Origin of the sequence: Streptococcus sp. HF-2466, assembly GCF_015594645.1 — a bacterium.
GTDB lineage: Bacteria > Bacillota > Bacilli > Lactobacillales > Streptococcaceae > Streptococcus > Streptococcus anginosus.
This window is the reverse complement of record NZ_JADNQU010000011.1, coordinates 46,904-62,071: the sequence shown is the minus strand read 5'-3', so window position 1 is coordinate 62,071 and position 15,168 is coordinate 46,904. Positions and strand designations below refer to the sequence as shown.

Sequence of the window (15,168 nt, the reverse complement as noted above, 5' to 3'; positions counted from 1 at the left end):
TGCTTCCGCGCTTAGTCCCGCATCTTTTGGAAAATGGCGGCAACATTCTCATGATGCAGGTCGAAAATGAATATGGCTCGTATGGCGAAGATAAGGAATATTTGAGAGCTGTTCGAGATATGATGCTAGAGCGAGGTGTGACTTGTCCGCTCTTTACGTCAGACGGACCTTGGCGAGGCACTTTGCGGGCAGGGACGCTTATTGAGGATGATGTGTTTGTAACGGGGAACTTTGGCTCCAAAGCAAAAGAAAATTTCGCGCAAATGCAGGAATTCTTTGATGAACATGGCAAGAAGTGGCCGCTCATGTGTATGGAATTTTGGGACGGTTGGTTCAATCGTTGGAAGGAGCCAGTTGTCACGCGAGATCCAGAAGAGTTGGCTGAAGCGGTTCACGAAGTCTTGCAACAAGGCAGTATCAATCTTTATATGTTTCACGGGGGAACAAACTTTGGTTTTATGAATGGCTGTTCAGCGCGAGGAAACATTGATCTGCCGCAAGTGACGTCTTATGATTACGAAGCTCTCCTTGATGAACAAGGAAATCCAACACCTAAATACTTTGCTATTCAGCAAATGTTAAAAAAATATTATCCAGAGTATCCACAAATGGAGCCTTTGGTAAAAGAATCGTTTGAGTTAAAGAATATTCCGCTCAGTGAGAAAGTTAGTTTATTTGAGACTTTAGAAGATGTAGCGCAGCCAATCGAGAGCTTGTATCCTATGAAAATGGAGGAGTTGGGCCAAAATGTTGGTTATCTGCTCTATCGTACAGAAGCGGAATGGGATGCGGACGAGGAACGGATTCGTGTCATTGATGCGCGTGACCGCATGCAGCTTTTTGTCGATGAAGAGCTTGTCGTCAATCAGTATCAAATGGAAATTGGTGAAGACATCTTTGTTCCCCGGCAGAAGCAATCCACGCATCAGATTGATATTTTTATAGAAAATATGGGGCGCGTCAATTATGGGCACAAACTGTTGGCAGAGACGCAACACAAGGGCATTCGGACTGGAGTCTGCAAGGATTTGCACTTTATACTCCATTGGAAACAGTATCCATTAGAGTTGAAAAATCCAGAAAAAATTGATTTTACGAAAGAATGGCATGAAAAACAGCCAGTTTTCTATGCGTTTGATGTCGAATTGAAAGCGCTTAAAGACACGTATATTGATTTGACCCACTTTGGCAAAGGAATTGTTTTTGTCAACGGTGTCAATATCGGTCGCTTCTGGGAAGTCGGACCGACCTTATCGCTTTATATTCCACATAGTTTGTTAAAACTCGGACAAAATCGAATTATCATTTTTGAAACTGAAGGGAAATACAGCGAATTCATTCATTTAGTTCACAAACCTACATTTAAAACGATAAAGGGGGTAAATTTATGACAATCGTAGGTAATCGAATCGACGGACGTTTGATTCATGGACAGGTAGCTAATCTTTGGACTACAAAATTAAACATCTCACGTATCATGGTCGTAGATGATGAAGTAGCAGAAAATGCTATTGAAAAAAGCGGCTTGAAATTGGCGACACCAGCTGGTGTGAAATTGAGTGTGTTACCAGTTGCAAAAGCGGCAGAAAATATCCTAGCAGGCAAATACGATAGCCAGCGTCTGCTCATCGTGGCTAGAAAACCAGACCGCTTTTTGAAATTAGTAGAAGCAGGCGTACCAATCGAAACGCTCAATGTGGGCAATATGTCGCAGACATCTGAAACGCGTTCTATCACACGCTCAATTAACGTGGTAGATGAAGACGTAGCAGTATTTAACAAGTTGCATGAAAAAGGTGTAACTCTAACGGCTCAAATGGTTCCAAATGATCCAGTTGAAGACTTTATGAAATTATTGAAATAAATTTAGGAGGTCATTGTTATGGATACAATGGTGGCAAATTCTCTTACTGACGCTATATTCAGCGTATCAAATTTTGGATGAGTTGACGATTAACTCATCAGCTGGCTCCCCTGTTTTTGCAGGTTTTATCACTGGTCTGGTCATGGGAGATTTGAAGACTGGTTTGTTTATTGGTGGTAGTCTCCAACTCGTTGTGCTTGGGGTTGGTACATTCGGTGGTGCCTCTCGGATTGATGCAACTTCTGGTGCGGTTCTTGCAACAGCATTCTCTGTGGCAACAGGTATGAAATCAGAACTCGCTATTTCAGCTATTGCCGTTCCGGTAGCAGCCTTGCTAGTTTATACAGACGTCCTTGGACGGTTCTCTACGACTTACTTTGCACATCGTATTGATGCAGCGGTTGAAAAAATTGACTATAAAGGCATTGAACGCAATTACTTACTAGGTGCTATTCCATGGGGACTTTCACGTGCCCTTCCAGTATTTCTGGCTTTGTGGCTCGGTGGAGACGCTGTAAAAGCCTTCTCAGACTGGCTTGCCAATAATGCACAATGGATTGCAGACGGATTGATTCTTGCAGGTAAAATGCTTCCTGGTGTCGGTTTTGCAATTTTGCTTCGTTACCTTCCAGTCAAGAAAAATCTCCATTACCTTGGTTTAGGTTTTGCCATTACAGCTATGTTGAAAGTTGTTTTTGATTATATTTCAACATTGGCAGCTGCTTCAGGAGCTGTCAAACAAATCGCCACAGCTCTTGGTGGTGCAAAATTTGAAGGCCTACCAATGATTGGAATTGCGATTATTGGCTTTGCCTTGGCAACAATCAATTATAAAAATGCAACTAATAAACAAGTGGTGACTGTTGCTGCAGAACAATCAGAAAGTGGGGAAATTGACGATGACGAACTCTAATTACAAATTAACAAAAGAAGATTTTAAACAAATCAACCGTCGTAGTCTCTTTACTTTCCAATGGGGTTGGAACTACGAGCGTATGCAAGCGTCAGGCTATCTTTATATGATTTTGCCACAATTGCGCAAGATATATGGAGACGGTACGCCAGAATTAAAAGAAATGATGCGGACACATACGCAATTCTTCAACACCTCTAACTTTTTCCATACTTTAGTAACAGGGATTGACCTAGCACTTGAAGAAAATGAAGGAGTTGCGGCTAAAGATACCGTTACAGGGATTAAAACTGGTTTAATGGGGCCATTTGCCGCGATTGGCGATGCGATTTTTGGTTCTACTATTCCTGCTATTATGGGTGGTCTGGCTGCTGGACTTGCTGTTGAAGGCAATCCTCTTGGAATTTTCCTTTGGATAGCTGTGACAATCGCAATCAATGTCTTCCGTTGGAAACAATTAGAGTTTGCCCACAAAGAAGGGGTGAAATTAGTTACAACCATGCAGGACAAATTGTCTGCCATCACAGATGCTGCAACAGTTCTTGGTGTTTTCATGGTGGCGGCCTTGATTGCTACGATGATTAACTTTAAGTTTACCTATACACAAAGTTTCGGTGGTGTAACCTTCAATCTTCAAGAAACATTGGATAAAATCTTCCCACGTTTGGTGCCAGCATTGTTTACAGGTTTTGTTTATTGGCTGCTTGGTAAGAAAGGCATGAATTCAACAAAAGCAATCTTTATCGTGATTATTATTGCAATTGGTGTTTCTGCACTTTCACACTTTACTCATACACCAATCTTAGGTGTCTAAAAGGAGCTTCTCTATAAATGACAAAACAACTTGTATTGGTTAGTCACGGTCACTTTTGTGAAGAATTGAAAAAAAGCACCGAAATGATTATGGGGCCACTGGACTTCATTCATACAGTTCCTCTGCTTCCAGAGGAAGGAATAGACGACTTTACTGCTAAAGTTTCAGCGACTGTAAAAGATTTAGATGATTATATCGTCTTTGCCGACCTGCTTGGTGGAACACCTTGCAATGTCGTTAGCCGTCTGATTTTGGAAGGACTCCAAATTGAACTTTATGCAGGGATGAATATGCCAATGGTGATTGAATTTATCAATTCTGCCCTGACTGGCGTAGAAGCAAAATATATCGAAAAAGCGAACAAATACATCGTGAAAGTCAATGATGTATTAGCAGAAATGAACGATGACGAAGATGAATAAAGGAGTGTCCAGCTAATAGTCGCTGAAAAACACGTCCTTGCTTGAATTGCTCCAATGAGCAATCTGTATAACTAAGGGGGCTGGGGCAAGAAAATGGATTTCTTTGAAATCATCATTTTCTCACTCCCTTTCTTTTAGTTAGCATTGCAAAGTAGAAAGGAGAACCATGCTAGATTATACAAAGGAAGACTTGATTGAATTAGGTGCGGAAATCACCACACGGGAAATCTATCAACAGCCACAAGTTTGGCAGACGGCTTTTGAAAATTATAAAGCGCAATCTGATGAGATTGTAGCTTTTCTAAATGGGATTGGTGAAAAGCATGATTATATCAAGGTTATTTTGACAGGGGCTGGAACTTCAGCCTATGTCGGGGAGACACTTCTCCCTTATTTCAGAAAGATTTACGATGAACGCAAGTGGAACTTTAATGCCATTGCAACGACAGATATTGTAGCAAATCCTTTGGCTTATCTGCACAAGGAAGTGACGACCATTTTGGTTTCCTTTGCTCGTAGCGGCAATTCACCAGAGAGTGTTGCGGTAGTTGACTTGGCAAAAGACATAGTTGAGGAACTTTACCAAATCACGATTACATGCGCCGAAGAAGGTAAATTAGCCCAGCAAGCACACGGTGACGAACGCAATTTGCTCTTGCTCCAACCTGCACCGTCAAATGATGCTGGCTTTGCCATGACATCGAGCTTTACGTCTATGATGTTGACAGCTTTGCTCGTCTTTGATAAAGCAGATTTGGTTGCAAAAGCCGAAAAAGTTTCTGCATTGATGACATTGAGTCAAGAAGTGCTGGACTCAGCAGAAGCGATTCAAGAGATTGTTTCCTTAGATTACAACCGTGTCATTTACTTAGGAGCAGGTCCCTTCTTTGGCTTGGCGCATGAAGCTCAGCTGAAAATTTTAGAATTGACCGCAGGACAAGTGGCGACCATGTATGAAAGCCCAGTCGGATTCCGTCACGGTCCAAAGTCGTTAGTGAATGAAAAGACAGTCGTTGTGGTGTTTGGCTCGACAGATTCCTACACCAAATTATACGACCTTGACTTAGTACGAGAAGTAGCCGGAGATGAGATTGCCCGCAAGGTGATTCTATTGACAGATCAAAAAGAAGATTTGGAAAATGTTGAACAAGTCATTTTTTCTAGTCAACAGCTAGCAGATGATGTTTATCGCGTATTCCCTTATATTGTTTATGGTCAATTATTTGCCTTGTTGACAGCCCTCAAGGTGAAAAATCGTCCAGACACACCGTCTCCGACAGGCACCGTCAACCGTGTTGTGCAGGGTGTTATCATTCACTCATTTGACAAAGAATAGGAAGGAATCCATGGAAAAATTAAGAATTAGTCACGAAAAATTAGCACACTTAAAAAAACTTTCAGATGAAAATGATATTATTGGAGCTTTGGCGATTGACCAGAGAGGTTCGTTGAAAAAAATGCTGGCAAGTGGCGCACATGCTGTATCAGGAAATGAAGCGCTCATTGAATTTAAACAATTGATTTCCAGTCAGTTGACTCCGTATGCAACTTCTATCCTTTTGGATCCAGAATTCGGTGTACCTGCTACCAAATTACGTGCGCCAGAATGCGGTCTTATTGTTGCCTATGAAAAAACAGGCTATGATGCGACGACAGAAGGGCGCCTGCCAGACTTGCTACCAAATTGGTCAGCTAAACGCATGAAAGAGTTAGGCGCTGACGCAGTCAAAGTTTTGATTTACTATGATATAGATGACAAACCTGAAATCAACGACATCAAACAAGCTTGGGTAGAGCGCGTAGGAAGTGAATGTGTGGCAGAACACATTCCTTACTTCCTTGAAATCTTGACGTATGATGCAAAGCGTGATAATGTAGTAGATGCAGATTATGCGAAAGTAAAACCACACAAAGTCAATGAAGCTATGAAACTCTTTTCAGATCCACGTTACAATGTAGATGTTTTGAAAGTAGAAGTACCGGTCAATATGAATTTTGTCGAAGAGTTTACGAAAGGCGGAGTTGAAGCTGTCTACAACCTCGCGGAAGCCAAGACATTTTTCAAAGAGCAGTCTGATGCAACTCATCTGCCCTTTATTTTCTTGAGTGCTGGAGTTAGTGCAGAACTTTTCCAGGAAACGCTCAAAGTGGCGCGTGAGGCAGGCTCTCAATTTAACGGTGTCCTTTGTGGCCGTGCTACTTGGAAAGACGCAGTTACGGTCTTTGCAGATCAAGGAGCGGATGCAGCTAAAGCTTGGCTAGATGAAGCGGGGCGTCAAAATATTGAAGACTTGAATCGTGTTTTACGTGAAACAGCTGTTTCGTGGACGGAAAAACTAAAAATTTAAAATAGGAAAACATAAATTTGTAATAAAAATAAGGAAAGTTGTATGAAATCTTATCAAGAAGCTATTTTTGGAACATTTCAAGGAAAAGATATTGTTGCTTATACATTTGAAAATGACTTGGGCTATCGTTTGAAAGTCATGACTTATGGTGCGACTGTCTTAGAGTATGTCACTCCGGATAAAAATCATGAATTTGCAAATATCGTGGTGGGGTTTGATCATTTTGATGCCTATGTAGGCAACAGCCCTAAATATGGTGCAAGCGTCGGACCAGTTGCAGGACGGATTGCAAAAGCACAGTTTGAGCTGAATGGCGAAACCTATCAGTTAGAAGTCAACAACGCAGAAAATTGCAATCATAGCGGTTCTACTGGCTGGGACAGTGCTATTTTTCAAGTTGAGGAAGTCACAAATGAAGGCGTCACTTTCTATACCGAACGTGCAGATGGAACGGGTGGTTTTCCGGGAAATCTGAAAGTCTGGGTTTCTTATACTTTAACGGAACTAGGTGAGTTAGAGATTTCTTACCAAGTTCAGACGGACAAGGATACCTTGGTCAATCCAACCAATCACAGTTACTTCAACTTATCAGGTGATTTCAGCCAACCAATTGATAACTGTATCTTGCAGTTGAATACCTTAGGTGTATTTCCAATCGCACCGGACGGCGTGCCTGCTAAAATGTCAGATTCAGAGCGGGGGTTTGTCAAAGATCTAACAAAAGGTGTGGCTTTTAAAGATATTTTTGCCAATCAAGATGAGCAGATTCAGATTGTGTTCGGCTTGGATCATCCGTTTGCATTGAAAAAAGGAGAGAAAGAAGCAGGTTCCTTGTATGATCCTAAATCCGGTCGCCTTTTGACATTTAAAACAAGTGCGCCATGCCTAGTGACTTACTCAGCAAACTTTGTAGATGATACGGTCATTTTAAATGGACAATCCATGATTCAACACAATGGCTTGGCTCTTGAAACCCAAGCCCTACCAGATGCCATTCACAGCGACCTGAAAGCTGATGTTATCTTGAAAGCAGGTGAGGTTTTTACCAGCACAACCATTTATCATGCAACAGGCAAATGAAAATGAATATTAAAAACGGCAGTACATTTTTCTGTCGTTTTTGATTTAAGACATTTAGTATCATCAAACATCATCATAATCTCACTTCCTTTGATTTCTATTTGTAAAATCTAAGGTTAAACCAGCTTACCAACCTGATTTTTTGCTATAATAGTATTTATGAGTAGAATTTTGGATAATGAATTGATGGGAGACGAGGAGCTCGTAGAGCGCACATTGCGTCCCCAGTATTTACAAGAATATATTGGGCAAGACAAGGTCAAAAATCAGCTGAAAATTTTCATTGAGGCAGCTAAAATGCGAGATGAAGCGCTAGATCACACGTTGCTTTTTGGACCTCCAGGGTTGGGAAAAACCACTATGGCTTTTGTCATTGCCAATGAACTGGGAGTCAATCTCAAGCAAACTTCGGGTCCAGTTGTTGAGAAAGCGGGCGATTTGGTGGCAATCTTGAACGATTTGGAGCCGGGAGATGTTCTCTTTATTGATGAGATTCACCGCTTGCCTATGTCTGTTGAAGAGGTGCTCTATAGCGCTATGGAGGACTTTTACATTGATATTATGATTGGCTCTGGCGAGACCAGTCGTAGTGTTCACTTGGATTTGCCACCGTTTACCTTGATTGGCGCTACGACCAGAGCTGGTATGCTGTCCAATCCTTTACGGGCTCGTTTTGGCATTACTGGTCACATGGAATATTATGCAGAAGCAGATTTGACGGAGATTGTGGAGCGGACGGCAGACATCTTTGAAATGGAGATTACGCATGAAGCAGCTGAAGAATTAGCACTGCGTAGCCGAGGCACGCCTCGGATTGCCAATCGACTTCTTAAACGCGTACGAGATTTTGCTCAGATTATGGGTGACGGGCTGATTGATGACCAAATTACTGATCAAGCCCTGACGATGCTGGATGTGGATCAGGAAGGTCTAGATTATGTGGATCAGAAGATTCTCAAGACCATGATTGAAGTGTATGGCGGCGGACCAGTTGGTCTGGGGACTCTGTCTGTCAATATCGCAGAAGAGCAAGAAACGGTCGAAGACATGTATGAGCCTTATTTGATCCAGAAAGGCTTTGTTATGCGAACTCGAACAGGGCGCGTGGCAACTCGTAAAGCTTACGAGCATTTGGGTTATGAATATTTGGAGAAATAACATGCTGTCCGAAAAAGAGATTTTACATGCGTTTTCATCAGACCAAGATATGATGACTATCTTACAGATTATCTATGACTTGCAATTGAAAGACAGCTGGCTTTGTGCTGGTTCGGTGCGAAATTTCATCTGGAATATCCTGTCGGACAAGCCCGGCTTTGATACAGAGACGGATGTGGATGTAATCTTCTTTGACCCAGATATTTCTTACGAGGAAACGCTCAATATTGAAAATCGACTCAAGCGAGAATTTCCACATTACCATTGGGAAGTCAATAATCAAGTCTATATGCATATCTACAGTCCAAATACCCAATCTTATACTAACTCGCAAGATGCCATGAGTAAATATCCAGAGCGCTGTACAGCTGTGGGTTTACGTTTGTTGGATAATAGACAGCTGGAACTCTTTGCGCCTTATGGCTTAGACGACATTCTCCATTTTCGTGTTCAGCCGACTCCGCATTTCTTAACAGATCCAGCGAGAAAAGCTCTTTATGAACAACGACTGAGCAAAAAGAATTGGCAGAAGAAGTGGAACAATCTTCAAATTGAATTTCTTTAAAATTTCTCAAAAATAGTAAAATCTTTAAGAAAAATTTAAGTCAGAATCGGTATACTATAATCACAAGTTGAGAAGAACTTAACTTGAACTCCTAAAAACTTTTCTTTTTCATAATAATCTCCCTATAAGAGTCGCCCAATCGGCGGCTTTTGTGTTTTTAAAAGAATTCAAAAATTCTCAGGGGTTTAAATTCCTATTTTTTTAGATTTTGTTATAATAGTAAAGAGGTCTATGCTATGAAAAAAATTGTGTTTGTTTGCTTGGGAAATATCTGTCGCAGTCCAATGGCAGAATTTGTGATGAAAGATTTGACAGATGGTGTTTATGTTGAAAGTCGTGCGACTTCGGATTGGGAGCATGGTAATCCAATCCATTCGGGAACGCAGGCGATTTTTAAGAAATATGCCATTCCTTACGACCAAAGCAAAACTTCTCAACAAATTTCACAGCAGGATTTTGTAGACTTTGATTATATTATAGGAATGGACGAATCCAATTTTCAAGATTTAAGGAAAATCGCACCGGGAAAATATCTGGAGAAAGTATTTCAATTTGAAGAGAGAAGTGTGCCAGATCCTTGGTACACAGGTGATTTTGACGAGACTTACCACCTTGTTTTGGTAGGTTGTCAGAAATGGATTGAGCGCATAAAGAGCGAAGATTAGTGGAGAGAATGGACATATTAAAAGAATTTTACGAAAAGTACAAAATTTATCTCACAAGGCATAATTTAGAGTTGCTAACAGTAACAGTTATTGTCATATCAGCGATTGTTGCCTTTACATCAGGGATTCCAAGTCAAGGGGCTTTGACGTTGGATAAAGGAGCAATCAAGTACAATGGCAGCCTTGTTCGTGGGAAAATGAGTGGACAAGGAACCTTGACTTTTAAAAATGGCGATGTCTATAAAGGGCATTTTAAAAATGGAACGTTTAATGGGCAAGGAACTTTTACCGCTAAAGCTGGCTGGAAGTATGAAGGAAATTTTGTAAATGGTCAAGCAGATGGTCAAGGAAAATTGACGACAGAGGACAATGTTGTCTACAAGGGAAAGTTTAAACAGGGGATTTATCAAAATGCGCGTTAAATGGTTTTCATTAGTGAGGATTACAGGGTTACTTCTGGTCCTGCTCTACCATTTCTTCCAGAAAGCTTTTCCTGGCGGTTTTATTGGTGTGGATATTTTCTTCACTTTCTCAGGCTTTTTGATTACATCTCTCTTGATTGATGAATTTGCCAGAAACAAGGGAATTGACATCAAAGGATTTCTGAGACGGCGATTTTATCGGATTGTGCCGCCGCTTGTGCTAATGATTTTGGTTGTTATGCCTTTCACGCTTTTAATTCGGAGAGATTTTGTGGCGGGGATTGGAACGCAAATCGCTGCTGCCTTCGGCTTTATGACCAATTTCTATGAAATCTTGTCCGGTGGAAATTACGAAAGCCAATTCATCCCGCACCTTTTTGTGCACACTTGGAGCTTGGCTTTGGAAATGCACTACTATATTTTATGGGGGTTGGCAACATGGTATTTAGCAAAGAAAAGTAAGAACGTTGGACAATTTCGTGGTGTCATCTTTCTTGTTTCGTCTGCTTTGTTCTTCATTAGTTTTCTTTCTATGTTTGTCAGAGGTTTTTTCTCTTCAAACTTTTCTGTGATTTACTTTTCGAGTTTTACTCATATCTTCCCATTTTTTGTAGGAAGTGTTCTAGCTACGGTTTCAGGTGTGAGCGACTTGGGAGCACCTTTCCATAAAATAGAGCAAGCGCTTGATTTGAAAAAAACCTTTTATCTACTTGGTGGAAGTTTTGTAGCTTTGCTACTGTTGACTTTTCTTCTGAGGTTTGACAATTTATTGACTTATCTGTTTGGTTTTCTTCTTGCAACGGTATTTTCAGTAGTGATGATTTTAGCAACACGTGTGCTCCATGAGAAGACGCCACATGTTGATGAGCCACCGATTATAACTTTCATTGCAGATACGAGCTACGGTGTCTATTTGTTCCATTGGCCATTCTATATCATTTTCTCTCAATTGATGAGCAATGGTTTAGCTGTGCTTTTGACAACCATTCTCTCCTTTGTTTTCGCTGCTGGCTCTTTTTACCTTTTGGAGCCAACATTAGCAGGTAAAGAGCCCAAAGTATTTGGCTTGAAAATGAATATTAAGCAGATCACAACACCTGTATTTTATAGTTTAATTCCTTTTACCTTGATAACATTGATCATTATGATAACTGCTCCCAAAATCGGTGCCTTTGAAGAAAATTTATTGGTCAATGGACTCAATCAAGCTGATAATAAAATGCAAATCACTCGTACACAGGTTGATCATGCGACAGCCAGCCAATACAATGTTACGAAAGGAACAACTGTTATCGGAGATTCTGTTGCTTTACGGGCAAGTGAATGGCTCAAACAAGCTATGCCAGAGGCTCAAGTAGATGCAGCTGTTAGCCGTAATTTAGCATCAGGATTGGAGGTTTATCAAACAGATATTTCCAATAAAGTGCTTCTGGAAAATGTTGTGCTAGCGTTGGGCGCTAATACTGTTGACAACTATGAAAGTCTGCTCAATCAATTTATTGCAAAATTACCGAAAGGTCATCGCTTAATCTTGGTAACGCCTTATGACGGACGCACAGCGCATGATGGGACCAGTATCGCTGTAAAAACACGTCAGTATGAATTGGAATTGGCTAAAAAATACGATTATGTCTTTGTAGCAGATTGGTATCAGGTAGCTATCGAACATCCTGAAATTTGGTACGGTACAGACTACGTACACTTTGGTTCAGAGTCGACTACAATCACCAAGGGTGGAGAACTTTATGCTCAAACCGTCAAACAAACGATTGAGGAGGCAACGAAAAAAGGAACCGTTAAGAAATAATAGTAAATAAATTAGGAGTCATGGATTGCATTGCGATTCATGGCTTTTGTGTAGCGTAAGAAGTGAGTGTCATGTGAGCGGAGTAAATAAGGCAGCAAAAAAGGCTCTTTGATACAATCTTTTCGCCTATAAAACCTTGGCTCAAGTATGTGAAATATATTTTTTGTGTTTTGAAATTCACAAACAATGCTTTAAGACACAGCAGAAAACACATATTTTGAAACAAATTCACAATATAAAAGAAAAAGTTTGTGAAGTTTACTTGAAAGTGTTTACAAGAGAAAGAAAATAAGGTATAATAATCTTGTGAAAAAATTAACAAAGGATTTTTAAAAATCCTGAGAACCATTGGAGGAACACATGGCTGATAAAAAAACATTAACTCCCGAAGAAAAAAAGTTAGCTGCTGAAAAGCATGTTGACGAACTTGTTCAAAAAGGGCTAATTGCTCTAGAAGAAATGAGAAAATTAAATCAAGAACAAGTAGACTACATTGTTGCAAAAGCTTCAGTTGCTGCTCTTGATGCACATGGTATCTTAGCAGAACATGCTGTTAAAGAAACAGGTCGCGGTGTCTTTGAAGACAAAGCAACAAAAAACCTTTTTGCCTGCGAACATGTTGTTAACAATATGCGTGGTGTTAAAACTGTTGGTGTGATTGAAGATGATCCTATTACAGGTTTAACGAAAATTGCTGAACCAGTCGGAGTAATCTGCGGAATCACTCCAACGACCAACCCAACTTCAACAGCGATTTTTAAATCATTGATTTCGTTGAAAACGCGGAATCCAATTATCTTTGCTTTCCACCCATCTGCTCAAGAATCTTCTGCTCATGCGGCACAAATCGTACGTGATGCAGCGATTGCAGCAGGTGCACCTGAAAACTGTGTTCAATGGATTACACAGCCATCTATGGAAGCAACAACAGCTTTGATGAACCACGAAGGGATTGCAACAATCCTTGCGACTGGTGGGAACGCCATGGTAAAAGCTGCTTATTCATGCGGCAAACCTGCTCTTGGAGTTGGTGCTGGTAATGTTCCAGCTTACGTTGAAAAATCAGCAAATATCCGCCAAGCAGCACATGATATCGTGATGTCCAAATCATTTGATAATGGTATGGTCTGTGCATCTGAGCAAGCCGTGATCATTGATAAAGAAATCTATGATGAATTTGTAGAAGAATTCAAATCTTACCATACTTACTTTGTCAACAAAAAAGAAAAAGCGCTTTTGGAAGAATTCTGTTTTGGTGCAAAAGCCAACAGCAAGAACTGCGCTGGTGCAAAATTGAACCCAAATATTGTTGGTAAACCAGCTACATGGATTGCTGAGCAAGCAGGATTCAAAGTACCAAAAGGTACAAATATCTTGGCTGCTGAATGTGCAGAAGTTGGAATTAAAGAACCATTGACTCGTGAAAAATTATCACCTGTTATTGCAGTTTTGAAAGCTGAAGATACTGAAGATGGACTTAAAAAAGCTCGTCAAATGGTTGAATTTAATGGTCTAGGACACTCAGCTGCTATCCATACAAAAGACGAAGCTCTTGCAAAACGTTTCGGTACGGAAATAAAGGCAATGCGTATCATCTGGAACTCTCCATCTACCTTTGGTGGTATCGGTGATGTATATAACGCCTTCATTCCATCATTAACACTTGGATGTGGTTCATACGGACACAACTCAGTTGGTGATAACGTATCAGCTATCAACCTTCTTAACATCAAGAAAGTAGGGAAACGTAGAAATAATATGCAATGGTTTAAAGTTCCTTCAAAAATCTACTTCGAACGTAACTCAATCCAATACCTTCAAACTTGCGAAGGTATCGAACGTGTCATGATTGTTACCGATAAATCAATTGAAAAACTCGGTTTTGTACAACGTGTGATTGACCAATTGAATCTTCGTAAAAACAAAGTCACGATTCAAGTCTTCTCAGATGTTGAACCAGATCCAGATATCACAACAGTTCGTCGTGGTGTTGAAGTAATGCGCTCGTTTGAACCAGATACTATCATTGCCCTTGGTGGTGGCTCACCAATGGATGCGGCTAAAGGTATGTGGATGTTCTATGAACAGCCAGACGTTGACTTCGGTGACCTCGTTCAAAAATTCATGGATATCCGTAAACGTGCCTTCAAATTCCCATCACTTGGTAAGAAAGCTCAATATATTGGTATTCCAACAACATCTGGTACAGGTTCAGAAGTAACACCGTTTGCAGTTATCTCTGATAAGGCAAATAATCGTAAATACCCTATCACTGACTATGCATTGACACCAACCATTGCAATTGTTGATCCTGCTTTGGTAGAATCTGTTCCAGCATTTATTGCTGCTGACACAGGTATGGATGTCTTGACACACGCAACTGAAGCTTATACTTCTAACTTTGCCAATGACTATACAGATGGTATTGCTCTTCAAACTATCAAGTTAGTCTTCAAATACTTGGAAAAATCTGTAAAAACGGCTGACTCAGAAGCCCGTGAAAAGATGCACAATGCCTCTACAATGGCTGGTATGGCTTTTGCAAATGCCTTCCTTGGAATGAGTCACTCAATGGCGCATAAGATTGGTGCTGTTCACCACACCATTCACGGACGTACAAATGCTATTTTACTTCCTTATGTTATCCGTTATAATGGAACTCGTCCATCTAAAACTACAACATGGCCTAAGTACAATTACTGGAAAGCTGATGAAAAATTCCAAGATATCGCTCGTATGCTAGGTCTTCCTTGCTCAACACCAGAAGAAGCGGTTGAAGCGTATGCTAAAGCTGTTTATGACCTTGGTGTAGCGGTTGGTATCAAGATGAACTTTAAAGATCAAGGTATTGATGAAAAAACTTGGAAAGATAGCTTACATGATATTGCCGTTCTTGCTTATGAAGACCAATGTTCACCAGCAAATCCACGCTTGCCAATAGTTACTGACATGGAAGAAATTATGGCTGATGCCTACTATGGCTATGCAGAACGTCCAGGACGTCGTAAATAGACAGTAAAGTTTGTTCTAATTTGAATCGTTCGTCATTGTACAGACAATGTATTCAGATTTTTAGACATAAATCAGTTTATCAGTCACCATCTCCCTGC

The 15,168-nt window shown here is 40.6% G+C and carries 14 protein-coding genes; all 14 read left to right on the top strand.

Features of this window, described 5'->3' with window-relative positions; genetic code table 11:
- A partial coding sequence (locus IYQ91_RS08505; protein ID WP_195673587.1) for a beta-galactosidase occupies positions 1 to 1,391 on the top strand: 1,391 nt, incomplete at its 5' end.
- Complete coding sequence (locus IYQ91_RS08500) at positions 1,388 to 1,864, top strand: PTS system mannose/fructose/N-acetylgalactosamine-transporter subunit IIB (RefSeq protein ID WP_106382618.1); 477 nt, start codon at positions 1,388 to 1,390, stop codon at positions 1,862 to 1,864. The genes IYQ91_RS08505 and IYQ91_RS08500, both read left to right, overlap by 4 nt.
- 22 nt (positions 1,865 to 1,886) lie before the next feature.
- Positions 1,887 to 2,777: a PTS mannose/fructose/sorbose/N-acetylgalactosamine transporter subunit IIC gene (locus IYQ91_RS08495; protein WP_126468017.1), complete on the top strand. Its 891-nt coding sequence runs from the start codon at positions 1,887 to 1,889 to the stop codon at positions 2,775 to 2,777.
- On the top strand, positions 2,764 to 3,591 hold the full coding sequence (locus IYQ91_RS08490; protein WP_049517244.1) for a PTS system mannose/fructose/sorbose family transporter subunit IID: 828 nt from the start codon (positions 2,764 to 2,766) through the stop codon (positions 3,589 to 3,591). The genes IYQ91_RS08495 and IYQ91_RS08490 overlap by 14 nt, the downstream gene beginning before the upstream one ends.
- Before the next feature lie 17 nt (positions 3,592 to 3,608).
- Positions 3,609 to 4,013, top strand: coding sequence for a PTS sugar transporter subunit IIA (locus IYQ91_RS08485; RefSeq protein WP_195673515.1), 405 nt, complete (start codon positions 3,609 to 3,611; stop codon positions 4,011 to 4,013).
- 166 nt (positions 4,014 to 4,179) lie between these two features.
- Positions 4,180 to 5,349, top strand: coding sequence for an SIS domain-containing protein (locus tag IYQ91_RS08480; RefSeq protein ID WP_195673516.1), 1,170 nt, complete (start codon positions 4,180 to 4,182; stop codon positions 5,347 to 5,349).
- A 10-nt stretch (positions 5,350 to 5,359) separates the two neighbouring features.
- On the top strand, positions 5,360 to 6,361 hold the full coding sequence (lacD, locus tag IYQ91_RS08475; protein WP_126466369.1) for a tagatose-bisphosphate aldolase: 1,002 nt from the start codon (positions 5,360 to 5,362) through the stop codon (positions 6,359 to 6,361).
- Positions 6,362 to 6,403: 42 nt separating this feature from the next.
- A complete protein-coding gene (locus tag IYQ91_RS08470) occupies positions 6,404 to 7,441 on the top strand; it encodes an aldose epimerase family protein (RefSeq protein ID WP_195673517.1) in 1,038 nt (345 codons plus the stop codon).
- 159 nt (positions 7,442 to 7,600) lie between these two features.
- Positions 7,601 to 8,599, top strand: coding sequence for a Holliday junction branch migration DNA helicase RuvB (gene ruvB, locus IYQ91_RS08465; protein ID WP_195673518.1), 999 nt, complete (start codon positions 7,601 to 7,603; stop codon positions 8,597 to 8,599).
- A gap of 1 nt (position 8,600) precedes the next feature.
- Positions 8,601 to 9,164, top strand: coding sequence for a nucleotidyltransferase family protein (locus IYQ91_RS08460; protein ID WP_195673519.1), 564 nt, complete (start codon positions 8,601 to 8,603; stop codon positions 9,162 to 9,164).
- 236 nt (positions 9,165 to 9,400) lie between these two features.
- Positions 9,401 to 9,829: a low molecular weight protein-tyrosine-phosphatase gene (locus IYQ91_RS08455; protein ID WP_195673520.1), complete on the top strand. Its 429-nt coding sequence runs from the start codon at positions 9,401 to 9,403 to the stop codon at positions 9,827 to 9,829.
- Between the two features lie 8 nt (positions 9,830 to 9,837).
- Positions 9,838 to 10,251, top strand: a complete 414-nt coding sequence (locus tag IYQ91_RS08450) for an MORN repeat-containing protein (RefSeq protein ID WP_195673521.1) — start codon at positions 9,838 to 9,840, stop codon at positions 10,249 to 10,251.
- Complete coding sequence (locus IYQ91_RS08445) at positions 10,241 to 12,058, top strand: acyltransferase family protein (RefSeq protein WP_195673522.1); 1,818 nt, start codon at positions 10,241 to 10,243, stop codon at positions 12,056 to 12,058. The genes IYQ91_RS08450 and IYQ91_RS08445 overlap by 11 nt, the downstream gene beginning before the upstream one ends.
- Before the next feature lie 360 nt (positions 12,059 to 12,418).
- Complete coding sequence (gene adhE / locus IYQ91_RS08440; protein ID WP_195673523.1) at positions 12,419 to 15,070, top strand: bifunctional acetaldehyde-CoA/alcohol dehydrogenase; 2,652 nt, start codon at positions 12,419 to 12,421, stop codon at positions 15,068 to 15,070.
- Positions 15,071 to 15,168 lie beyond the last annotated feature (98 nt).

What these genes read in the sequence shown, in the direction of transcription:
- IYQ91_RS08455 (WP_195673520.1), top strand. Translation starts at nt 9,401, where the DNA reads ATGAAAAAAATTGTGTTTGTTTGCTTGGGAAATATCTGTCGCAGTCCA.
- adhE (WP_195673523.1), top strand. Translation starts at nt 12,419, where the DNA reads ATGGCTGATAAAAAAACATTAACTCCCGAAGAAAAAAAGTTAGCTGCT.
- IYQ91_RS08485 (WP_195673515.1), top strand. Translation starts at nt 3,609, where the DNA reads ATGACAAAACAACTTGTATTGGTTAGTCACGGTCACTTTTGTGAAGAA.
- IYQ91_RS08445 (WP_195673522.1), top strand. Translation starts at nt 10,241, where the DNA reads ATGCGCGTTAAATGGTTTTCATTAGTGAGGATTACAGGGTTACTTCTG.
- IYQ91_RS08490 (WP_049517244.1), top strand. Translation starts at nt 2,764, where the DNA reads ATGACGAACTCTAATTACAAATTAACAAAAGAAGATTTTAAACAAATC.
- lacD (WP_126466369.1), top strand. Translation starts at nt 5,360, where the DNA reads ATGGAAAAATTAAGAATTAGTCACGAAAAATTAGCACACTTAAAAAAA.
- IYQ91_RS08480 (WP_195673516.1), top strand. Translation starts at nt 4,180, where the DNA reads ATGCTAGATTATACAAAGGAAGACTTGATTGAATTAGGTGCGGAAATC.
- IYQ91_RS08500 (WP_106382618.1), top strand. Translation starts at nt 1,388, where the DNA reads ATGACAATCGTAGGTAATCGAATCGACGGACGTTTGATTCATGGACAG.
- IYQ91_RS08460 (WP_195673519.1), top strand. Translation starts at nt 8,601, where the DNA reads ATGCTGTCCGAAAAAGAGATTTTACATGCGTTTTCATCAGACCAAGAT.
- IYQ91_RS08450 (WP_195673521.1), top strand. Translation starts at nt 9,838, where the DNA reads ATGGACATATTAAAAGAATTTTACGAAAAGTACAAAATTTATCTCACA.
- ruvB (WP_195673518.1), top strand. Translation starts at nt 7,601, where the DNA reads ATGAGTAGAATTTTGGATAATGAATTGATGGGAGACGAGGAGCTCGTA.
- IYQ91_RS08470 (WP_195673517.1), top strand. Translation starts at nt 6,404, where the DNA reads ATGAAATCTTATCAAGAAGCTATTTTTGGAACATTTCAAGGAAAAGAT.